Source organism: Micromonospora sp. NPDC093277 (genome assembly GCF_044765245.1).
Taxonomy (GTDB): Bacteria; Actinomycetota; Actinomycetes; order Mycobacteriales; family Micromonosporaceae; genus Micromonospora.
Genome location: NZ_JBIWJO010000023.1, coordinates 19,307 through 40,195 on the forward strand (window position 1 = coordinate 19,307; position 20,889 = coordinate 40,195).

Consider the following 20,889-nt stretch of genomic DNA (forward strand, 5'->3'; position numbering starts at 1 on the left):
GGGTTCGGGCTACTCGTCGCCGCCGTCGTCGCCGAAGCCTTCGAAGGCGTCCTCGATCAGCTCACCGGCGACCATGCCGCCGACCACACCGAGGGCACCGGCGGCCAGCATGCCGCCCATCCCCGAGCCGCGGTGACCCTGGTGGCCGTAGTGGCCCTGGGGTCCGTAGTGACCCTGGGGTCCGTAGTGGCCCTGGGGTCCGTAGTGACCCTGGGGTCCGTAGTGGCCGGGCGGCACGCCCGCGCCCTGGGCGCGCAGGCTGCCGTAGCGCGACGTGGTCTCACCCAGCCAGCCGTCCACCACCTGGACCCAGTCGGTCCGGCCGGCGTCGCTGTGCGGGACCGCGTACCGACCGATGACATCCTGGCCACCGGTGAAGAACCCGCCGCGCTTGTCGCACTCCAGGATCACCTCGACGCCCTGCTGGCTGGTCACGAAGGTCAGCTCGACCTCGTTGACCGCCTGCGCGTACTGCGGCGCGGCGAAGAACTCGATCTCCTGATAGAACGGGAGCGTCTGCTGCACACCGTAGATCTGGCCGCGCTCCAGGTCGGCGTGCTTGAAGCGGAACCCGAGCGCCTGGAACGCCTCGAGGATCCGCTCGTGGACCGGCAACGGGTGCACGGCCACGTCGTCCAGGTCGCTCTTGTCGACCGCCCGGGCCACGGCCACCTCGGTACGCAGACCCATGGTCATGCCGTGCAGCCGGTGCCCGTAGACGTCGGTCACCGGCGTCTCCCACGGGACCGGAAGCTGGAACGGGATGGAGAGCTGCTGTTTCGGGGCCAGTTCCAGCCGGCCGCTGACCGGCATCCGGTGAAACTCGATCATGCCGGCGTACTCGGCGCCGCCGCTCTCGACCTCCACCCGGGTGACCAGGCCGATGCTGATCTGCTCGATGCTGGCCGGCGCGTCACCACCGACCAGGTTGACGTGCCCGTCGAGGGAGAGGCCGGGCCGGGTGTTCGGGTTGGTCAGCACCGTGTCCACACTGGGGCCACCCATGCCGAACGCGCTCAGCATCTTCTTGAAGACCATCGCCACTCCCGCTTGTCGGCGCTCCACCATGGAGCGTCGGACGCCTGCTCAGGGCACGTTAACCTGCGTGGCTGTGAGATGTCTGGGAGGCACCGCGCCAGCTGCCGGGACACCCGGCGGCCGGCGGCTCAGTCGAGGTCCACCACGACCAGCTCGCCGACCTGCTCACCGATCTGGCGGCGCGCCTCCGGCGGCAGCCCGGCATCGGTGATGAGCATGTCGGCCTCCCCGAGCGGGGCGATGGTCGCGATGCCGATGGTCTCCCACTTGGTGTGGTCGGCGAGCACCACGAGCCGCCGGGCCGCGTCGATCAGGCGCCGGTTGACGGCCGCCTCCAGCAGGTTCGGGGTGGTGAAGCCGGTGCGCGGGCTCATCCCGTGCACGCCGAGGAAGAGCAGGTCGACGTTGAGCGCCGCGATGGCCGCCTCGGCCACCGGCCCGGTCAGCGCGTCCGACGGCGTACGGAGGCCGCCGGTGAGCACCACGGTCTGGTCGGTGCGGGGATTCTGGTGGAAGGCGTCGGCGACCGGTATCGAGTTGGTGACCACGGTGAGGTCGCGTACCTCGGAGAGCCGGGCGGCGAGAGTGGCGGTGGTGGTGCCGGCGGAGAGCGCGATCGCCATCCCGGGCTCGACCAGACGGGCGGCCCGCTCGGCGACGGCCCGCTTCTCGGCCTGCTGCCGGATCGACTTCGCGGCGAAGCCGGGCTCGTCGGCCGAACCCGGGCCGGCGAGGGTCGCCCCACCGTGGACCTTGTCGACCAGCCCCCGTTCGGCGAGCACCTCCAGGTCCCGCCGGATGGTCATGTCCGACACCCCGAACCGGCTGACCAGGTGGCTGACCCGGACGCCGCCGCGCTGGCGGATCAGCTCCAGGATGGCGCTCTGCCGTTGCTGGGCGAGCATCGGACCTCCTTCGGGGGCACGCGGCACGGTACGCGGTGGTCAGGCCGACTCGGCCGCCTGGTCCCCGGTTGTCACGACGGTCGGGACGCCGGCCGGGGGCCGCCGGCCGGCGGGCGCCGATCGGTCCTCCTCGCGGACCACCGCGACCTCACCGGCCGCCACGACCAGCTCGCCGGCACACCGGTCTCCGCCCAGCAGCTCGGTCCCGGTGACGGACAGCCGGGCCTCGGTGTCGCCGTGGTTGATGACGAACAGCCAGCTCCGTTCGGCGGCGCGCCGCCGGACCACCTCGACCCCCGCGGGGGCGGGCACCGGCGGCCGGGCCCCGGACTCGGCCAGCAGCCGGGCCACCAGGCGGTCGGTGCCGGCCTCGTCGAGCCGGGTGCCGACGTACCAGGCGGCGCCGGCGCCGACGGCGTGCCGGGTCAGCGCCGGCACCCCGGGCAGCGGCCCGTCGACGTACGCGGCGAGCACCTCGGCCCCCTCGGCGTGCAGCCACTCGGTCCACACGTCGGCGCCCGAGCCATCGTCGAGGCGTACCCGCTCGCCGGCAAGCAGCGGGAAGAACTCCTCGGTCCGCACCCCGAGCAGGTCACGGAACGCGCCCGGGTAGCCGCCGAGCCGGATGTGGTCATGCTCGTCCACGATGCCGCTGAAGTACGTGACCAGCGCGGTCCCGCCCGCCTCGACGTATCGGCGCAGGGACCCGGCGTCGGCGTCGCGGACCAGGTAGAGGGTGGGTGCCAGGACCAACCGGTACCGGGACAGGTCGGCCGACGGGTGCACCACGTCGGCGGTGACCCCGGCCCGCCAGAGCGCCCCGTGCAGGTCGGCGAGCAGGTCGACGTACGTGACGTCGACGCTGGGATGGGAGTCCAGCTCGACGCCCCACCACGCCTCGTAGTCGAACAGGATCGCGACGTCGGCCTCGACCCGGCTGCCGCGCACCTCGGCGAGGGCCGCCAGGTCGGCGCCGAGCCGGCACACCTCACGGAACACCTTCGTCTCGGGGCCGGCGTGCGGGACCAGCGCGGAGTGGAACTTCTCCGCGCCCGCCCGGGAGGCCCGCCACTGGAAGAACAGCACCCCGTCGGCGCCGCGCGCCACGTGCGCCAGGCTGTTGCGCCGTAGCTGGCCGGGGGTCTTGGCGACGTTGCGCGGCTGCCAGTTGACCGCGCTGGTGGAGTGCTCCATCAGCAGCCACGGCTCGCCACCGGCGACGCCCCGGGTGTGGTCGGCGGCGAGCGCCAGGTCGACGTGCGGCCGAGGGTGGGCGGCGATCAGGTAGTGGTCGTTGGCGACCAGGTCCACGTCGGACGCCCAGGAGTGGTAGTCCAGGTGCTTCACACCCGTGCCGATCATGAAGTTCGTGGTGACCGGCTGCGGGGCGAGCCGGTTCAGCAGTTCCCGCTCGGCGCGCAGTTGGGCCCGCTGCTCGTCGGAGGAGAAGCGCAGGAAGTCCAGCCGCTGGGTGGGGTTGGCGAAGGTCGGGGCGGTACGCGGCGGGTTGACCTCCGCCCAGTCGTGGTAGCGCTGGCTCCAGAACGCGGTGCCCCAGGCGGCGTTCAACGCGTCCAGGTCGCCGTAACGGGCGCGCAGCCAGCGGCGGAACGCCTCGGCGCTGACGTCGCAGTAGCAGTGCACGTTGTGGCAGCCGAGCTCGTTGGAGACGTGCCACATGACGACGGCCGGGTGCTCGGCGTACCGGCCGGCGACGGCCTCGACCAGGGCGAGCGAGCGGTCCCGGAAGATCGGCGAGCTGGGGCAGTACGCCTGCCGGCCGCCCGGCCACAGGAGCGTGCCATCAGCGCGGCGGGGCAGCGTCTCCGGGTGCCGGTGGGCCAGCCAGGGCGGCGGGCTGGCGGTGGCGGTGGCCAGGTCCACATTGATCCCACCGTCGTGCAGCAGGTCCAGCACCCGGTCCAGCCAGCCGAACTCGTGGCGCCCGGGGGCGGGCTCCAGCAGAGCCCAGGAGAAGATCCCGACCGAGACCAGATTGACCCCGGCCCGGCGCATCAGCGTGACGTCCTCGGCCCAGGTCTCCTCGGGCCACTGTTCCGGGTTGTAGTCGGCGCCGTACCAGAGGCTCGCGCCGTGCCAGGTCCGCATGACAGCAGAGGGTGCCCCCGAAGCACACCCAAGTCAACACTTTCCAACATCGACAGAGATTCGGCTCAACCTCTTGACAGCGTGGAACCAGGGGGTAGCTTCAACCGCCACCGGCTGTTTGTGTTCGGACATGTGGATTCACGGTGGAACCGTCCCTGCCCGCCGATCACGCAGGAGAGCACGATGTCCCGTCCTCGATCGCAAGCCGAGTACCTCGCCCGACTCGTACCCCCGTCCGTCGCCGGCCTCAACCGCCGCTCGCTGCTCGCCGGGGCGGCCGGCGCGGGCGCGCTGCTCGGCACGGGCCTGCTCGCCGGCTGCGGCTCCGACTCCGGGTCCGGTTCAGACGCCAAGACCGTGTCGGTCGGCTCGAACGCCTCGGACCCGACGCCGAAGGACGTCCTCGCCAAGCTGACGACCGCCTTCCAGAGCTCGTCCGGGATCCAGGCCAACATCAACACGGTCGACCACAACACGTTCCAGGAGAACATCAACAACTACCTGCAGGGCAAGCCGGACGATGTGTTCACCTGGTTCGCCGGCTACCGGATGCGGTTCTTCGCGGCCAAGGGCCTGGCCGGCGACGTCAGCGACGTCTGGGGCAAGCTCTCCGGCTTCTCGGACGCGTTCAAGAAGGCGTCCACCGGGGACGACGGGAAGCAGTACTTCGTGCCGTCGTCGTACTACCCGTGGGCGGTCTTCTATCGCAAGTCGGTGTGGCAGCAGCACGGCTACCAGGTGCCGAACACCCTCGACGACCTGAACGCGCTCGGCGCGCAGATGAAGAAGGACGGCCTCGACCCGATCGCCTTCGCCGACAAGGACGGCTGGCCGGCCATGGGCACCTTCGACATCCTCAACCTGCGGATCAACGGCTACCAGTTCCACGTCGACCTGATGGCCGGCAAGGAGGCGTGGACCTCCGACAAGGTGCGGAAGGTCTTCGACACCTGGGCCGGGCTGCTGCCGCTGCACCAGCCGGACGCGCTGGGCCGGACCTGGCAGGAGGCCGCCCAGTCGGTGCAGCAGAAGAAGAGCGGCATGTACCTGCTCGGCCTCTTCGTCGCCCAGCAGTTCAACGACGACGAGCAGGACGACATCGACTTCTTCACCTTCCCCGAGATCGACTCGACCATCGGGGCCAAGGCCCTGGACGCGCCGATCGACGGCTACATGATGGCCCGCAAGCCGAAGTCCGAGGCGAACGCCAAGAAGCTGCTCGAATTCATCGGCAGCGTCGACGCCGCGAACATCATGGTGAAGGGCGACCCCGGCACGCTGGTCGCCAATTCCGGCGGGGACACCAGCGGCTACACCGCGCTGAAGAAGAAGGCCGCCGAGCTGGTCGGCTCAGCCACCGAGGTCGCCCAGTTCCTCGACCGGGACACCCGGCCGGACTTCGCCTCCACCGTGATCATTCCGGCGTTCCAGCAGTTCATCAAGGACCCGAAGGACATCGGCGGGCTGCTGACCAGCATCGAGAACCAGAAGAAGTCGATCTTCACCAGCTGACGGCGGAAAGGGGGAGGACACCATGTCCGACCTGCCCCTGGTCCAAGCGGATCACGCCGTGCCAGCGCCGGCCGCGACCACCTCCCCGGGTGGTCGCCGCCGCCGGCTACGGCTCCTGTCCCGCACCGACCGCGTGGTGATCACGCTGATGGTGCTGGTACCCCTGCTGCTGGTGGTCGGCCTGGTCTGGCTGCCGGCGCTGGCCACCGTGCTGCTCTCCGGCACGAACTGGGACGGCATCGGCCCGCTCGGCGAGATCGACTGGGTCGGGTGGAAGAACTACGACGACATGGTGCACATCTACCCGCCGTTCGTGCCGGCGATCCAGCACAACCTGCTCTGGCTGGCCGCACTGTTCGTGGTGGCCACCCCGTTCGGGATGTTCCTCGCCGTGCTGCTCGACAAGGAACTGCGCGGCAGCCGCTTCTACCAGACCGCGCTCTACCTGCCGGTGGTCCTCTCGCTGGCCCTGATCGGCTTCGTCTGGCAGCTCATCTACAGCCGCGACCAGGGCCTACTCAACGCCGTACTGGGCAGCCAGGTCGACTGGTACGGCGATCCGCACGTCAACATCTGGGCGGTCCTCGTCGCCGCCGGCTGGCGGCACGTCGGCTACATCATGCTGCTCTACCTGGCCGGCCTGAAGGGCGTCGACCCGTCGCTGCGCGAGGCCGCTGCGGTGGACGGCTCGTCGGAGACCAGCACCTTCTTCCGGGTCATCTTCCCGGTGATGCGGCCGATCAACATCATCGTGCTGGTGGTGACGGTGATCGAGTCGCTGCGCGCGTTCGACCTGGTCTGGGTCATCAACAAGGGCCGCAACGGTTTGGAGCTGCTCTCCGCGCTGGTCACCGCGAACGTGGTGGGCGAGGCCAGCCGGATCGGCTTCGGCTCCGCGCTGGCGACGATCATGCTGGTCGTCTCGCTGCTCTTCATCACCCTCTACCTGGCCACGGTGATGCGGGAGGGCCGGCGATGATCGCGATGTCGACCCGCGAGCCCGCGGCCGCCGCCCCGGCCGGGCGCCGCCGGCCGCTGCGGCCCGCCCGGCTGGTCCTGCACCTGTTCCTGGGTACGGTGGCGGTCGGCTGGCTCTTCCCGATCCTCTGGGCGGTGCTGACCTCGCTGCGGTCCTACCAGTACACCGCCGCCCACGGCTACGTCTCGCTCGGCGGCTGGACCCTCGACAACTACGTCACCGCCTGGCGGACCGCCGAGTTCGGCAAACACTTCCTCAACTCGGTCTACATCACCGTCCCGGCGGTGCTGCTGACCCTCTTCCTCGCCTCCTGCGTGGCGTTCGTTATCGCCCGGTTCAGCTGGCGGGTCAACCTCGTCCTGCTCGGGCTCTTCACCGCGGCGAACCTGCTGCCGCAGCAGGCCCTGCTGATCCCGCTGTTCCGGATGTTCACCCAGATCCCGCTGCCGGCCTGGATGAGCGACTCGGAACTGCTCTACGACAGCTACTGGGGACTGATCCTGGTCAACGTCGCCTTCCAGTGCGGCTTCTGCGTCTTCGTGCTGAGCAACTACATGAAGGCCCTGCCGCACGAGCTGTACGAGGCGGCGATGGTCGACGGGGCGAGCGTCTGGCGGCAGTACTGGCAGGTCACCATGCCGCTGTGCCGGCCGGCCCTGGCTGCCCTGGCGACCCTCGAGGTGACCTGGATCTACAACGAGTTCTTCTGGGCGACCGTGTTGATGCGCAGCGGCGACAAGTTCCCGGTGACCAGCTCGCTGAACAATCTGCGCGGCGAGTTCTTCACCGACAACAACCTCGTCTCGGCCGGCTCGGTGCTGGTCGCGATCCCCACCCTGGTGATCTTCTTCCTGTTGCAGAAGCAGTTCGTCCGGGGCCTGACCCTGGGAGCAGCAAAGGGATGAGCATCGTCCACCTGCGCCGCGCGCGGACCAGTCTGGTGCTCGACGCGCGCGGCCCGGGGCTGCCCCGGGTCGTGCACTGGGGCGCCGACCTCGGCCCGCTGTCCGCCGACGAGCTGCCCGCCCTGGTCGACGCCACCATTGCGCCGGTGGTGCCGAGCAGCTTCGACGCGCCCACCGTGCTGTCCCTGCTGCCCGAGGCGAGCGCCGGCTGGAGCGGCCGGCCCGGCCTCTCCGGCCACCGCGACGGCAAGGACTGGTCGACCGCCTTCCGCCTGCTCGACCTCGAACTACTAGACGCCCCCCCGCCACCGACCACCACCAGCGGACAGGAAGTGTCAGGAAGGGGCCCTTCACCCGCACCAGGCGTTAAGAAGGGGCCCTTCCTTGCCATCGTGCGGGCGGCGGACGCCGGCGCGGGGGTGTCGCTGACCGTCGAGATCGCGCTGGACTCGGTGGGGGTGCTGACCCTGCGGCATCGGCTGCGCAACGACGGCGACCGGCCGTACGAGGTGCGGGAGCTGATCCCGGTGCTGCCGGTGCCGGCGGTCGCCACCGAACTGCTCGACCTGACCGGCCGCTGGTGCCGGGAACGCGCCCCGCAGCGGCACCCGTGGCCGATGGGCGCCTGGGTACGCGAGGGCCGGCACGGCCGCACCGGCCACGACGCCACGCTGCTGCTGGTCGCCGGCACACCCGGATTCGGCTTCGGGCACGGCGAGGTGTGGGCGGTGCACACCGCGTGGAGCGGCGACCACGTCACGGTGGCCGAACGCCGCCCGACCGGCGAGTCCACCCTCGGCGGCGGCGAACTGCTCACCCCCGGTGAGATCCTGCTCGCCCCCGGCGCCGAGTACGCCACCCCCCTGCTCTACGCGGTCCACTCCGCCGACGGGCTGGACGGGCTCAGCGACGTACTGCACCGCCACCTGCGGGCCCGCCCCCGGCACCCGCACACGCCCCGGCCGGTGACACTGAACGTCTGGGAGGCGGTCTACTTCGACCACGACCTGGATCGGCTCACCGGGCTCGCCGACCGGGCCGCCGAGGTGGGCGTGGAACGTTTCGTGCTCGACGACGGCTGGTTCCGGGGCCGCCGGCACGACCGGGCCGGGCTGGGCGACTGGTGGGTCGACGACGACGTCTGGCCGGACGGGCTGCAGCCGCTCATCGACCACGTACGCGGCCACGGAATGCAGTTCGGGCTCTGGGTCGAGCCGGAGATGGTCAACCCCGACTCGGACCTGTTCCGGGCCCACCCGGACTGGGTGCTCCAGGCGCCCGGCCGGCTGCCACCGGAGTGGCGGCACCAGCAGGTGCTCGACCTCGCCCACCCCGACGCGTACACCCACCTGCTGGACCGGCTGGACGCGCTGCTCGCCGGGCACGACGGCATCGCGTACCTGAAGTGGGACCACAACCGGGACCTCACCGAGGCCGGGCACGCCGGCCGGCCCGGCGTGCACGCGCAGACCGTGGCGGTCTACCGGCTGCTCGACGAGCTGCGCGCCCGGCACCCGCACCTTGAGATCGAGAGCTGCTCGTCCGGGGGCGCGCGGGTCGACCTGGAGATCCTGCGCCGCACCGACCGGGTGTGGGCCAGCGACTGCAACGACGCCCTGGAACGCCTGTCGATCCAGCGCTGGACCGGGCTGCTGCTCCCGCCCGAGCTGATCGGCACCCACCTCGGGCCGGGCCGCTCGCACACCACCCACCGGGTGCACGACCTGGGGTTCCGGGCGGTCACCGCGCTCTTCGGCCACCACGGCATCGAGTGGGACATCAGCGCGATCGACGCGGCGGAGCGGGCCGAACTCGCCGCCTGGGTCGCGCTGCACAAGCGGCTGCGACCGCTGCTGCACTCCGGCCGGGTGGTCCGGGTCGACCACCCGGACCCGGCCGTGCAGGCGCACGGCGTGGTGGCCCGCGACCGGTCCCGAGCGGTGTACGCGGTCTCACGCCTGACCACGTCGGTGGCGCAGGTGCCGGGCCCGGTACGTCTGCCGGGGCTGGACCCGTCCCGCCGCTACCAGGTCCGTCCGCCGGCCGGGGTGTCGGGGCCGGCGCTGCTGGAGCTGGCCCCGCCCGGCTGGTTGTCCTCGGCCGACGGGGTGACGCTCGCCGGGGCGGTGCTGGGGATGGTCGGGGTGCAGATGCCCGCCCTGCACCCGGAGCAGGCGCTCCTGCTGGAGGTGACCGCCGTCGACTGAGGGCCGCCGGAGAATTCTTGAGAGTTCTCCGGCGCGGATGTCGAGAACCGGGGTGGCGGCTTCTACCTGAGGGTGGAAGCACCGAGAATCGGTGCACAGGCGTGAGGAGCGAACCGTGAAATACATGCTGCTGATGCAGTTCAGCGCCGCCGGGACCGACTTCCCGTCGATCGACACCTGGACGCCGGAGGAGATCCGGGCGCACATCGACTTCATGCATGACGTCAACGCCAAGCTCGCCGCCGACGGGGAGCGGGTCCAGGCCGAAGGGCTGGCCGGGCCGCAGCAGGCGAGGATCGTCCGGGCGGGCAAGGACGGCACCCCGGTGGTCACCGAGGGCCCGTTCGCCGAGACCAAGGAGTTCCTCGCCGGCTGGTGGATCGTCGACTGCGAGACCCCGCAGCGGGCGGTCGAGATCGCCGCGCACATCTCCACCGCGCCCGGCCCCGGCGGGCAACCGCTGAACATGCCGATCGAGGTGCACCCCGTCATGTCCGCGCCGCCCCAGGAAATGTGACCGCTGGGCGCCCCGGACCGGACCGTCGAGGACCTGCTGCGCGAACTGGCGCCGCAGGTCCTCGGCGTGCTCGCCCGCCGCTTCGGTGACTTCTCCACCGCCGAGGACGCGGTGCAGGAGGCCCTGCTGGCCGCGGCGACCCGGTGGCCGACCGACGGGCTGCCGGACAATCCGCGTGGCTGGCTCGTCCAGGTCGCGTACCGCCGGATGATCGAGGTGGTCCGGGCCGAGGCCGCCCGGCGTGACCGGGAGGACCGGGCCGCCCGGCAGGAGGGCGACCAGCGGCGGACCGCGCCGGCCGCGGACGAGCCGCTGGTCACGGACCGGGACGACACCCTGATCCTGCTCTTCCTCTGCTGCCATCCGGCGCTGTCGACGGCCTCGGCGATCGCGCTGACCCTGCGGGCGGTGGGCGGTCTGAGCACCGCCGAGATCGCCCGCGCCTTCCTCGTGCCCGAGGCCACCATGGCGCAACGGATCAGCCGCGCCAAGCAGCGCATCCGCACCTCGGGCCTGCCGTTCCGGATGCCCGGCGAGGGCGAACGGGAGTCCCGGCTCGCCACGGTGCTGCACGTGCTCTACCTGATCTTCACCGAGGGACACACGGCCAGCCTCGGCACGGCCCTGCGCCGGGTGGACCTCTCCGAGGAGGCGATCCGGCTGACCCGGGCGATGCACGCGCTGCTGCCCGAGGACAGCGAGGTGGCGGGGCTGCTCGCCCTGATGCTGCTCACCGAGGCGCGCGCCGCCGCCCGGACCGGCCCGTCCGGCGAGCTGGTCTCGCTGGCCGACCAGGACCGGAGCCGGTGGGACGGGGCGGCGATCGCCGAAGGGACCGCGCTGGTCACCCGGGCGATGGCCCGGGGACCGGTCGGGCCGTACCAGCTCCAGGCCGCGATCGCCGCGCTGCACGACGAGGCGGCCACCGCCGCGCGGACCGACTGGCCGCAGATCCTCGCCCTCTACCAGGTGCTGGAGCGGATCTCCGGAAACCCGGTGGTGTCGCTCAACCGCGCGGTGGCCGCCGCGATGGTGCACGGACCGGACGCTGGGCTGGCCGCCCTCGCCGCCCTGGACGCCGATCCCCGGTTGGCCGGGCACCACCGCCTCGACGCGGCCCGGGCCCACCTGTACGAGATGGCCGGCGACCACCCCCGGGCAATCGCGCACTACCGGGCGGCGGCCGGCCTGACCACCAGCCTCCCGGAGCAGCGCTACCTGCGGATGCGGGCCGCCCGGCTGGCCCAGGGCTGATCCGCTCCCGGTCGACGCGGTGGCGGTGTCCGGGACGGTGACACCGCCACCGCGGTGGGTGGCCGGGCCCGTGCGGACCCGGCCACCGTCAGGTCAGCTCGCGGTGCAGGTCACCGCGGGGGCGGTGTTCGTGCTGCCCGCGCTGCCGAGGAACCCGAAGCTGGTGCTGGCGCCGGCGCCGAGCCGGCCGTTGTAGTCGACGTTGCGGGCGGTGTACGCCGAACCACTGTTGGTGATCGTCACGCTCCAGAACTGGCTGACCGTCTGGCCGTTGGCGTAGGTCCAGCGCACCGTCCAGCCGTTGATCGCCGACGAGCCGGCGGTCACCGACACCTCGGCCTGGAAGCCGCCCTGCCACGAGTTGGTGATCGTGTAGCGCGCCGTGCAGCCGCCGTTCCCGGGCGGCGGGCTGGTCGGCGGAGCCGTGGTGGGCGGCGCCGTGGTCGGCGGAGCGGTGGTCGGGGGTGCGGTGGTCGGGGGCGCGGTCGTCGGCGGCGGGGTGCTGCCGGAGTAGACCGATGCCTCCCGGGCGGTCTGCTTGATGCCGTTGGCGCCGTTGAAGATCCGCTGGCCCCAGCTGCTCAACTGGCTGGGGTTGAAGTTGGTGACCATGTCGAGGTATTCGACGCCGCCGCCGTTGCCGCTCCACGACCAGCCCAGATAGCCGATCCCGTTGGCCTGGCTGTAGGACATGATGGTGTCCTCGTCGGGGTCGCCGTCCGAGTGCATGTTTCCGAACTCGCCGACCACGATGGGCAGCTTGGCGGTGCGGAAGCGGCCCAGGTAGTCGGTGATCTCCGCGGCGGTGTCGAAGACGCCGTACATGTGGATCGAGAAGACGGTGTTCTTCTGCGGGTCGGCGTTGAAGACGGTGGAAGCGTTGTCACGCATGGTGAAGGACCAGTCCTGACCCCAGTTCGGGCCGTCCACCATGATCGTGTGGGTGATGCCACCGGCGCGCAGCCGCTTGATCGCGTTGGCCGTGTCGGTCGCCCAGGTGCCGTAGCCCTGGTTGCCGTACGGCTCGTTGCCGATGTTGACGATCACGTACTTCTCCTGGCCCTGCAGGGCGCTGGCGATGCTCAGCCAGTAGGTGACGGCCTTGTCCAGGGTGATCGCGCCGCTCTGCTCGCCGTAGCCGGTGGTGTCGTGCACCTCCAGGACGCAGATCAGCTTGTTGGCCTTGCAGAGCGAGATGACGTTGGCGACGTCGGCGGCGTCGTTCTTGGTCCAGCGGTCACCGCTGGCCAGCACCACCCGCACGCTGTTCGCGCCGAGCGCCTTGATGTTGGCGAACGAGCTGGTCTGCTGCGGGTACCAGGTGTGCGCGTGGCTGACCCCGCGCATGATGAACTCGGTGCCGTTGGCGTCGTAGAGCTTGCCGTTCGAGACGGAGAAGCCGGCTGCGGCGTGCGCCGGCTGCCCGAAGGCGAAGACGGCGGTGAGAACCGTCAGCAGGGCGGCGCCCGCGACGGAGAGGATCTTCTTCATACGTGTCCTCAGGGAGGTCTCCCCGTGCCCAGATCGGGGTGCGGTGGTGATGACAAGGCGGCTGAGCCCGACAGCCGCCGCCCGACTCCCGGCGGACGCAGACATCAGCGTAGGGCGATGAAACTCGGAAGGCAACCGGTTAAGTTGATCGGCCCTCCCGGGGCGGCGGCCCGTGACGGCCCACGTCACCGTGAGCCGTCACAAGGGCGGTCATCCCCACCACAGGGCCCTGCGCCTCCCGGCCTGAACCGGTTAAGGCCGGACTGTAGGCAGCATCCCGCCCAGCGTCAAGGTGCTCCGGGCGGAAGCGGACACCAGGGTTGGCCTCCACGCGACGGGGTATTCGGGGACGATCCGCCCGGGAAGGAGATGCGCCATGGTCAGCGTCGGCTACACCCTCTTGTGCGAGCAGTCCGGTCCGAAGGAACTGGTCGACCACGCCGTACGCGCCGAGGCGGCCGGATTCGACCACCTCGTCATGTCCGACCACTACTACCCGTGGCTCGACGCGCAGGGCCACTCCCCGTACGCCTGGTCGGTGCTCGGCGCCGTCGCCCACGCCACCCACCGGGTCGGGCTGATGTCCTTCGTGACCTGCCCGATCCGCCGCTACCACCCGGCGGTGGTGGCGCAGAAGGCCAGCACGGTCGGGGTGCTCTCGGACGGCCGGTTCACCCTCGGGCTGGGCGCCGGGGAGAACCTGAACGAGCACGTGGTCGGCGGCTGGCCGCACGTGGAGCAGCGGCACGAGATGTTCGAGGAGGCGCTCCAGATCATCCGGCCGCTGCTCAACGGCGAGACGCTGACCTTCTCCGGCAACCACTACGACGTCCCCGACGCGTACGTCTGGGACCGGCCGGGGCATCCGGTGCCGATGGCCGTCGCCGCCTCCGGCCGGCAGTCGGCGACCCTCGCCGCCGATTACGCCGACGGGATGATCGCGACCGAGCCGCTGCCGCCGCTGATCGAGATGTACGAGCAGGCCGGCGGAGCGGGCCGCCCGCGCTACGGGCAGGTGGCGATCTGCTACGGACCGGACGAGGCCGAGTGCCGCAAGATCGTACACGACCAGTTCCGCTGGTTCGGCCTGGGCTGGAAGGTCAACGCGAACCTGCCCGACCCGACCGCGTTCGCCGGGGCCACCCAGTTCGTCCGCGAGGAGGACGTGGCCGAGAGCATCTCCTGCGGGCCGGACGTGGACCGGCACGTCGAGGCGTTCCAAAAGTACGTTGACGCCGGCTTCACCCACGTGGCGCTCGTCCAGGTCGGCGGCGACGGCCAGCCGATGTTCCTGGACTGGGCGCAGGAGGAGTTGCTGCCCCGGCTGCGCGCGCTGTGATCCGCCGGCCTGGGAAGGTGAGTCCATGCGTATCGGAAACACCGAGATCCGTCCCGTGGGGGGCGGCCGCGGTTGCCTGCTGATGATCCTCTTCTCGCTCCTGGCCTCGGTGGTGCTCACCGTGCTGGTGAACCTGATCCGCTGATTCACCCGGGCCCGGGCTCAGCCCAGCGCGCCGTAATCGACTCGGGTTGCGGCATGTCGTGGTCTCGCCGCGCCGGGAGACCACGCTTTGCGGCATCCTGAGCAGCGGAGCACCGACGGCGGCCCGGCGGCACCGACTGCGGCGGCCGACCGGCCGGTGCCGTCGGCTCAGGCCGGGTTCAGCGCCAGGTCGGCGACGACCGGATAGTGGTCGGAGGCGGTGTCGGTGTGACCGCCCCGGACCACCCGGACCGCGCGGGTCAGGGCGGCCAACTCCGGGGTGGCGAGCAGGTAGTCCAGGCGCGTCGGAGCGAACTCGGCTCCGGCGTGCCGGGTCGGCACGGTCGGCCCGTCCGGCTCGCCGCCACCGGTGCACGGCCACAGGTCGACCAGGCCGACGTCGAGCAGGCGGGAGACGGCCCGGGTGTCCACCGTACGGCCGTCCCGGCGCAGGTGTCGCCGCCGGTAGAGGGTGGGCAGGTCGGCCAGCCGCGCGGTGTGGTCGACGGCCGGGTCGAGCGTGTTCAGGTCCCCGGCGAGCAGGGCCAGGCGGCCCCCGGTACGCCGGACCGCCACCGCCAGCCAGTCCGCCTCCGTCCGCCGCCGCCCAGCCGAGTACGGGTTCAGGTGGGTGCTGAACACGGTCAGCGGGCCCGCCCCGGTGGCCACCTGGACCTGGGCGGTGGCGTGGTGGAACGGGCGGCGTACCCGGCCGGAGCGGAGCACCCGCAGCGGCGCGCGGACCAGCACCGCGACCGGCTGCCCGAACCAGGAGCGGGCCAGGTGAGGCATCATGCCCAACCGGCCGGCCAGTTCCCTCATCCGGCCGTCGCGGTCAAGACCACGCAGCTCCTGCAGGGCCAACACGTCGGGGCGCTGGGCCGCGACGACCTCGACGATCCGGTCCCAGCGGTCGGTCCCGTCCCGGTCCCGTCCACCGGTCAGGATGTTCCACGTCATCACCCGCAGCACAGGATCGCGCCCACGAAATCGGTCGGACCATCCATGCCCCGCACCTCCCGGTAGCCGCGAGGCGCGCTGTACCCGGTTCACGGGCCGCGTACACGTCGGTCGTCACCCCGCCGGTCTCGCGCGCCTCCGCGTCGACGCCACCCTCCTTTGCGGGCGTCAGGCCGCCGCGTCAACCGCCGCCCCACCGCCTCTTGATCGACTCCGTGTGCGGTATGTGGTGGTTTCTGTTTCGACGGAGACCGCCGTCTGCGGCACATGGAGTGGATCAACGTGGACCGCGGCATGTCGGGCGGCGAGCGGACGGCCAGGAGGCTGGGAGAGTGTTAGCGTCCGGTGGTGTTTCGCCGTCGTCCGCTGGATCAGCCTGTCGCGGCTGCCCATCGGGTGGGCGTCGGGCGGCTCAGCCTGGAGATCGCCGGCGGCAGCGTGGTGGGGCACCACTACCCCGAGAACTTCGACGTGCTGCACGTCGACCCCGAGCTGCCGCTCGTTGCGGTCGCCGACGGCATGGGCGACGGGGAGGGCAGCCGGGTCGCCGGTGACACCGCGATGAGCACCTTCGTGGCGCAGGTCCGCGCCGGCTGGCCAACCATCGGCGCCGGTGAGCTGCACGCCGCCACCGCCGAGACCCAACTCCGGGTACGCCAGGCCGGGACGGCGCTGGCCGGGCTGACCGGCTGCACGCTGACCGCCCTGGTCGCGGAGCCGGACGGCGGGCAGGGCTGGCTGGTCCAGCTCGGCGACTCGCGGGCCTACCGGCTGCGCGACGGGCTGCTGGAGCTGATCACGGTCGACCACACCATGGCCTGGCTCGGCATGCTGCACGGCTGGTGGCCGGCGACCTCCCCGGAGGCGGCCCGAGCCCGCTACCAGCTGCTGCGCTACGTCGGCCACCCGGACAGGCCCGAGCCGGACGTGCTGGCCGCCCCGCTGCGCACGGGCGACACCTGGCTGCTCTGCACCGACGGGGTCAGCGACCAGCTCGACTATCACCACCTACGCGACCTGCTGGCCGCCCGGCGGGACCCGGCGCAGACAGTCGGCGCGCTGCTCTCCGCCACCCTCGACGAGGGCGGCGACGACAACGCCACCGCCGTGGTGGTCCGCGTTCACCCCACCGTCCCCACTCCCCGCTGACCGCCGCCCCCACCCGCGGGAGGACCGGCGGCGGTTCGGCCGTCTCGGTCCGCGGCGGGCACACCCCCGACTACGGTGGGTGAGGAGAGCGCGGTCGGGAGGTGAGGCGGGATGGCCACACCCACCCTCGACGCGGTGGTGGTCGGCGTCGGCGGCTCGGAGGAGGACCTCCAGGTGGTCCGCACGGCCGCCGAGGAGGCCGCGGCGCACGATCGCCCACTGCACCTGCTGCACGCCTTCAACTGGACGGCGGCCCTTCAGGAGCCCTCGGTGGCCGGGCCGCGCGCCGCCGCCGAGGAGCTGCTGGAACGCGCCGCGCAGGCGGCCGCCGAGGTCGAGCCGGAGGTCCCGGTACGCGGGGACATCGTCGAGGGTTCCCCGGTCGAGGCGCTGCTCCGGGCCTCCGAGTCGGCGTACCTGGTGGCGCTCGGCGACGGCGGGATCGCCAACTGCCCGACCTGCGTACCGTCCGACGCGCCGGCCGTGCAGCTCGCCGCCCGGGCCGGCTGCCCGGTGCTGGTGGGCCGGGCCGAGCCGTCGCCGCAGGGGCCGGTGCTGGTCGGAGTGGACGGATCGGAGGCCGGTGACGCGGCCCTCGGCTATGCCTTCGAGTGCGCGGACCGGCGCGCGGCCCGGCTGCTCGCGATCCGGGTCATCGAGCCGGGCCGCCACGACGACGGCGGCGACCTGCTCGACGAGGCGGTGGCCCGGCACGGCGCCCGGCACCCCACCGTTGCCGTCGAGTGCCACACGCTGCGCGGCGACCCGGGCGGGCTCCTGATCGACCAGTCCCGCTCGGCGCAGCTCGCCGTGGTCGCGGCGCGGGGCGAGGAACCGCTGCGCGGCATGCTGGGCGCGGTCAGCCAGACGCTGCTCTACCACTCGCCGGCACCGGTGATCGTCGTCCGTGGACTCGGATCCGCAGGCGTGGAGTAGTCATGCCCGCACGTACCGGGACCAACGGCCCTGACCAGATTCGCGACGATAGGGCGACGCTGGACATGCCCGGACGGATAGCCGCCTTCGGGTGGCAGAAGTCCCCGACGCGCGAGAGGCTATTGCAGCATGGACACCGCTCTCGACCTGCACAGCCCCCTGACCGAAGACGAGCTGCGCCGGCTTGACGCCTACTGGCGGGCGGCCAACTACCTCACGGTCGGGCAGATCTACCTGCTCGACAACCCGCTGCTGCGTGAGCCGCTGAGGCCGGAGCACGTCAAGCCGCGGCTGCTGGGGCACTGGGGCACCAGCCCCGGCCTCAACCTGCTGTACGCGCACCTCAACCGGGTCATCGTCGACCGGGACCTGTCCGCGATCTTCGTCACCGGCCCGGGCCACGGTGGCCCCGCGCTCGTGGCCAACACCTGGCTGGAGGGTACGTACAGCGAGCTCTACCACTCGGTGACCCGGGACGAGACCGGCATGGCCCGGCTGTTCCGCCAGTTCTCCTTCCCCGGTGGCATCCCCAGCCACGTGGCGCCGGAGGTGCCCGGCTCGATCCACGAGGGCGGCGAGCTGGGCTACGCGCTCAGCCACGCCTACGGTGCCGCGTTCGACAACCCGGACCTGCTGGTCGCCTGCGTGATCGGGGACGGCGAGGCGGAGACCGGCCCGCTGGCCGGAAGCTGGCTGTCCAACGTGTTCCTCAACCCGGCCCGGGACGGTGCGGTGCTGCCCATCCTGCACCTCAACGGCTACAAGATCGCCAACCCGACCGTCCTGGACCGGATCCCCACCGAGGAACTGCTCGACCTGATGCGCGGCTACGGCCACCAGCCGTACATCGTCGAGGGCGACGACCCGGCCGTGGTCCACCAGACCCTCGCCGCGACCCTGGACCGGGCGCTCGACGAGATCGCCGCGATCCAGCGCCGGGCCCGCTCCGGCGGCCCCGTCGAGCGCCCCAGATGGCCCATGATCATCCTGCGTACGCCGAAGGGCTGGACCGGCCCGAAGGTGGTCGACGGCAAGCCGGTCGAGGGCACCTTCCGCGCCCACCAGGTGCCCGTCGACCAGGTACGGACCAACCCCGAGCACCTGGCCGAGCTGGAGCGCTGGCTGCGCAGCTACCGGCCGGAGGAGCTCTTCGACGCCACCGGCGGCCCGGTCGCCGAGCTGGCCGCCCTGCCGCCCACGGGGGACCGGCGGATGAGCGCCAATCCGGTGGCCAACGGCGGGCGGCTGCTCCGCGACCTGGATCTGCCCGACTTCCGCGACTACGCGGTCGACGTCCAGCGGCCGGGCGAGCCGATCGCCGGGGCGACCGGCGCGCTCGGGCCGTGGGTCCGCGACGTGATCAGCCGCAACCCGCAGACCTTCCGCCTGTTCGGGCCCGACGAGGTCGCCTCGAACCGGCTCGGCGCCGCCTTCGAGGTCACCGACCGCGCATTCGTCGGCGACACGGTTCCCGGCGACGACCACCTCTCCCCCGACGGCCGGGTGATGGAGGTGCTGTCGGAGCACCTGTGCCAGGGCTGGCTGGAGGGCTACCTGCTGACCGGCCGGCACGGCATCTTCACCAGCTACGAGGCGTTCATCCACATCGTCGACTCGATGGTCAACCAGCACGCCAAGTGGCTCAAGGTGACCCGGAACATTCCCTGGCGGGAGCCGGTGGCCTCGCTGAACTACCTGCTCTCCAGCCACGTCTGGCGGCAGGACCACAACGGCTTCTCGCACCAGGATCCGGGCTTCATCGACCACGTGGTGAACAAGAAGGCCGAGGTGGTCCGGGTCTATCTGCCGCCGGACGCCAACACCCTGCTCTCCACCATGGACCACTGCCTGCGCAGCCGGCACTACATCAACGTGGTGGTGGCCGGCAAGCAGCCGGCGCCGAACTGGCTCACCATGGACGAGGCGATCCAGCACGCCCGGCGTGGCCTGGGCATCTGGGACTGGGCCAGCACCGACGACGAGAGCGAGCCGGACGTGGTGCTCGCCTGCGCCGGGGACGTGCCGACGCTGGAGACCCTGGCCGCGGCCGACCTGCTCCGCCAGCGTCTGCCCGAGCTGAAGGTCCGGGTGGTCAACGTGGTCGACCTGATGCGCCTGCAGCCGCCGTCGGAGCACCCGCACGGCCTGCCGGACAACGAGTTCGACACCATCTTCACCCGCGACAAGCCGATCATCTTCGCCTACCACGGCTACCCGTGGCTGATCCACCGGCTCACCTACCGCCGGGCCAACCACGGCAACCTGCACGTCCGCGGCTACAAGGAGGAGGGCACCACCACCACGCCGTTCGACATGGTGATGCTCAACGACCTGGACCGCTTCCACCTGGTCATCGACGTCATCGACCGGGTGCCGGGGCTCGCCTCGCGCGCCGCGCACCTGCGCCAGGAAATGATCGACGTCCGGCAGTCCTGCCGCGACTACACCCGCCGATACGGCGAGGACGACCCCCGGGTCGCCGAGTGGCGGTGGATCCGCGAAACCGAGCAGGGCCTGCGGAGCGGCCAGTAAGCGGGGTCACGGTTCGGAGGGAGGCACGGTGAGTTCCGAGGAGATCCTGGTCGGCTACGACGGCTCGGCGGACGCCAAGGTGGCCCTGAACTGGGCGCTGGACGAGGCGGGCCGCTCGGGCCGGCCGGTCCGGCTGGCGTACGTCTTCGAGTGGCTGACGGTGGCCGGCTGGGTCGGCCCCGGGGTGACGCCGGGAATCTGGCCCGACGAGACCGCCCGGCAGCAGGTCGAGGAACTGGTCCGGTCGGCAGCGGCGTCCGCCGCGGCCGACCGGCCCGGCCTCACCGTGCACGGCGAGGTCTTCGACGGGCCGCCCGCCCTGGTGCTGCAGGAACGCTCGGCCCAGGCCGGGATGCTGGTGCTCGGCACCCGGGGGCACGGCGGTTTCGGCGGCCTGCTCGCCGGCTCCACCGCGGTCTCCGTCGCCGCCCACGGGCACTGCCCCGTGATCGTGGTACGCGACGGGAAGGCGGCCACCTCCGGGCCGGTGCTGGTCGGCGTGGACGGCTCCGAATCCTCGCGGCTGGCCCTCGGCTTCGCCGTCGAGCGGGCCGCCCAGCGGGACGTCCCACTGCGGGTGCTGCGGGTCTGGGGACCGACCGGGGCGCCCCCCGGCTCCGACCCGGAGGCCGCGGAGCGGACGGCGGTCGAACAGGAACTGGCCCAGTGGCGGGAGACTTTCCCCGACGTGCCGATCGAGATCCAGGTGCCCTCGGGCAACCCGGCGGCGCTGCTGGTCGAGGCGAGCCGCGAGGCGCAGCTCGTGGTGGTCGGCAGCCGCGGCCGGGGCGGGCTGCGCGGCATGCTGCTCGGCTCGGTCAGCCAGCAGCTCATCCACCACTCGCAATGCCCCGTCGCGGTGGTCCGGGCACGCTGAAGCCCACGGACCGCTCGGCCGCCCCGAGTGGCCGA

General features: G+C 71.9%; 16 protein-coding genes. 11 read left to right on the forward strand and 5 right to left on the reverse strand.

The window, feature by feature from the left end; translation table 11 throughout:
* Positions 1 to 9: 9 nt before the first annotated feature.
* The 3 genes from ACIRG9_RS30595 to ACIRG9_RS30605 all read right to left on the reverse strand — a co-directional run bounded on the left by ACIRG9_RS30595 (position 10) and on the right by ACIRG9_RS30605 (position 4,052).
* The gene (locus ACIRG9_RS30595; RefSeq protein ID WP_402863663.1) at positions 10 to 1,038 is read right to left on the reverse strand and encodes a sporulation protein; all 1,029 of its coding nucleotides are present in this window, start codon (positions 1,036 to 1,038) and stop codon (positions 10 to 12) included.
* A gap of 128 nt (positions 1,039 to 1,166) precedes the next feature.
* Positions 1,167 to 1,943, reverse strand: a complete 777-nt coding sequence (locus ACIRG9_RS30600) for a DeoR/GlpR family DNA-binding transcription regulator (RefSeq protein ID WP_402863666.1) — start codon at positions 1,941 to 1,943, stop codon at positions 1,167 to 1,169.
* Between the two features lie 39 nt (positions 1,944 to 1,982).
* On the reverse strand, positions 1,983 to 4,052 hold the full coding sequence (locus tag ACIRG9_RS30605; protein ID WP_402863669.1) for a beta-galactosidase: 2,070 nt from the start codon (positions 4,050 to 4,052) through the stop codon (positions 1,983 to 1,985).
* A 183-nt stretch (positions 4,053 to 4,235) separates the two neighbouring features.
* Between ACIRG9_RS30605 and ACIRG9_RS30610 the strand changes: the two genes are divergently transcribed.
* The 6 genes from ACIRG9_RS30610 (at position 4,236) to ACIRG9_RS30635 (ending at position 11,426) form a co-directional block, all read left to right on the forward strand.
* Entirely contained in the window at positions 4,236 to 5,564 is a 1,329-nt protein-coding gene (locus ACIRG9_RS30610) for an ABC transporter substrate-binding protein (protein WP_402863671.1), read from the forward strand.
* Between the two features lie 22 nt (positions 5,565 to 5,586).
* Positions 5,587 to 6,543: a carbohydrate ABC transporter permease gene (locus ACIRG9_RS30615; RefSeq protein WP_402863673.1), complete on the forward strand. Its 957-nt coding sequence runs from the start codon at positions 5,587 to 5,589 to the stop codon at positions 6,541 to 6,543.
* Entirely contained in the window at positions 6,540 to 7,448 is a 909-nt protein-coding gene (locus ACIRG9_RS30620; RefSeq protein WP_402863676.1) for a carbohydrate ABC transporter permease, read from the forward strand. Before ACIRG9_RS30615 ends, ACIRG9_RS30620 begins: the two co-directional genes overlap by 4 nt.
* Positions 7,445 to 9,655, forward strand: coding sequence for an alpha-galactosidase (locus ACIRG9_RS30625; protein ID WP_402863679.1), 2,211 nt, complete (start codon positions 7,445 to 7,447; stop codon positions 9,653 to 9,655). Before ACIRG9_RS30620 ends, ACIRG9_RS30625 begins: the two co-directional genes overlap by 4 nt.
* A 124-nt stretch (positions 9,656 to 9,779) precedes the next feature.
* Positions 9,780 to 10,172 (forward strand): YciI family protein, encoded by a 393-nt coding sequence (locus tag ACIRG9_RS30630; protein WP_402863728.1) that lies wholly within the window; start codon positions 9,780 to 9,782, stop codon positions 10,170 to 10,172.
* 66 nt (positions 10,173 to 10,238) lie between these two features.
* Positions 10,239 to 11,426, forward strand: coding sequence for an RNA polymerase sigma factor (locus ACIRG9_RS30635; protein ID WP_402863682.1), 1,188 nt, complete (start codon positions 10,239 to 10,241; stop codon positions 11,424 to 11,426).
* Between the two features lie 93 nt (positions 11,427 to 11,519).
* Here the strand turns inward: ACIRG9_RS30635 and ACIRG9_RS30640 are convergent, their stop codons facing one another.
* Positions 11,520 to 12,917 (reverse strand): cellulase family glycosylhydrolase, encoded by a 1,398-nt coding sequence (locus tag ACIRG9_RS30640; RefSeq protein WP_402863685.1) that lies wholly within the window; start codon positions 12,915 to 12,917, stop codon positions 11,520 to 11,522.
* Between the two features lie 376 nt (positions 12,918 to 13,293).
* Between ACIRG9_RS30640 and ACIRG9_RS30645 the strand changes: the two genes are divergently transcribed.
* The gene (locus ACIRG9_RS30645) at positions 13,294 to 14,256 is read left to right on the forward strand and encodes a TIGR03557 family F420-dependent LLM class oxidoreductase (protein ID WP_402863688.1); all 963 of its coding nucleotides are present in this window, start codon (positions 13,294 to 13,296) and stop codon (positions 14,254 to 14,256) included.
* Between the two features lie 312 nt (positions 14,257 to 14,568).
* Here ACIRG9_RS30645 and ACIRG9_RS30650 read toward each other — a convergent pair whose 3' ends face one another.
* Positions 14,569 to 15,372, reverse strand: coding sequence for an endonuclease/exonuclease/phosphatase family protein (locus ACIRG9_RS30650; protein ID WP_402863691.1), 804 nt, complete (start codon positions 15,370 to 15,372; stop codon positions 14,569 to 14,571).
* Positions 15,373 to 15,708: 336 nt separating this feature from the next.
* Here ACIRG9_RS30650 and ACIRG9_RS30655 point away from each other — a divergent pair, with 336 nt between their 5' ends.
* The 4 genes from ACIRG9_RS30655 (at position 15,709) to ACIRG9_RS30670 (ending at position 20,854) form a co-directional block, all read left to right on the forward strand.
* Positions 15,709 to 16,509, forward strand: a complete 801-nt coding sequence (locus ACIRG9_RS30655; RefSeq protein ID WP_402863694.1) for a PP2C family protein-serine/threonine phosphatase — start codon at positions 15,709 to 15,711, stop codon at positions 16,507 to 16,509.
* Between the two features lie 111 nt (positions 16,510 to 16,620).
* On the forward strand, positions 16,621 to 17,445 hold the full coding sequence (locus ACIRG9_RS30660; RefSeq protein WP_402863697.1) for a universal stress protein: 825 nt from the start codon (positions 16,621 to 16,623) through the stop codon (positions 17,443 to 17,445).
* Between the two features lie 129 nt (positions 17,446 to 17,574).
* Positions 17,575 to 19,977, forward strand: coding sequence for a phosphoketolase (locus ACIRG9_RS30665; RefSeq protein ID WP_402863700.1), 2,403 nt, complete (start codon positions 17,575 to 17,577; stop codon positions 19,975 to 19,977).
* A 28-nt stretch (positions 19,978 to 20,005) separates the two neighbouring features.
* Positions 20,006 to 20,854 carry a universal stress protein gene (locus tag ACIRG9_RS30670; protein ID WP_402863703.1) on the forward strand — a complete coding sequence of 283 codons (849 nt, stop codon included), beginning with the start codon at positions 20,006 to 20,008 and terminating at the stop codon, positions 20,852 to 20,854.
* Positions 20,855 to 20,889: the final 35 nt, after the last annotated feature.

Excerpts from the sequence above, each read along its gene's own strand:
- ACIRG9_RS30595 (WP_402863663.1), bottom strand. The coding sequence starts at position 1,038 with ATGGTCTTCAAGAAGATGCTGAGCGCGTTCGGCATGGGTGGCCCCAGT.
- ACIRG9_RS30630 (WP_402863728.1), top strand. The coding sequence starts at position 9,780 with ATGCTGCTGATGCAGTTCAGCGCCGCCGGGACCGACTTCCCGTCGATC.
- ACIRG9_RS30645 (WP_402863688.1), top strand. The coding sequence starts at position 13,294 with ATGGTCAGCGTCGGCTACACCCTCTTGTGCGAGCAGTCCGGTCCGAAG.
- ACIRG9_RS30615 (WP_402863673.1), top strand. The coding sequence starts at position 5,587 with ATGTCCGACCTGCCCCTGGTCCAAGCGGATCACGCCGTGCCAGCGCCG.
- ACIRG9_RS30605 (WP_402863669.1), bottom strand. The coding sequence starts at position 4,052 with ATGCGGACCTGGCACGGCGCGAGCCTCTGGTACGGCGCCGACTACAAC.
- ACIRG9_RS30640 (WP_402863685.1), bottom strand. The coding sequence starts at position 12,917 with ATGAAGAAGATCCTCTCCGTCGCGGGCGCCGCCCTGCTGACGGTTCTC.
- ACIRG9_RS30665 (WP_402863700.1), top strand. The coding sequence starts at position 17,575 with ATGGACACCGCTCTCGACCTGCACAGCCCCCTGACCGAAGACGAGCTG.
- ACIRG9_RS30610 (WP_402863671.1), top strand. The coding sequence starts at position 4,236 with ATGTCCCGTCCTCGATCGCAAGCCGAGTACCTCGCCCGACTCGTACCC.
- ACIRG9_RS30600 (WP_402863666.1), bottom strand. The coding sequence starts at position 1,943 with ATGCTCGCCCAGCAACGGCAGAGCGCCATCCTGGAGCTGATCCGCCAG.
- ACIRG9_RS30620 (WP_402863676.1), top strand. The coding sequence starts at position 6,540 with ATGATCGCGATGTCGACCCGCGAGCCCGCGGCCGCCGCCCCGGCCGGG.
- ACIRG9_RS30660 (WP_402863697.1), top strand. The coding sequence starts at position 16,621 with ATGGCCACACCCACCCTCGACGCGGTGGTGGTCGGCGTCGGCGGCTCG.
- ACIRG9_RS30625 (WP_402863679.1), top strand. The coding sequence starts at position 7,445 with ATGAGCATCGTCCACCTGCGCCGCGCGCGGACCAGTCTGGTGCTCGAC.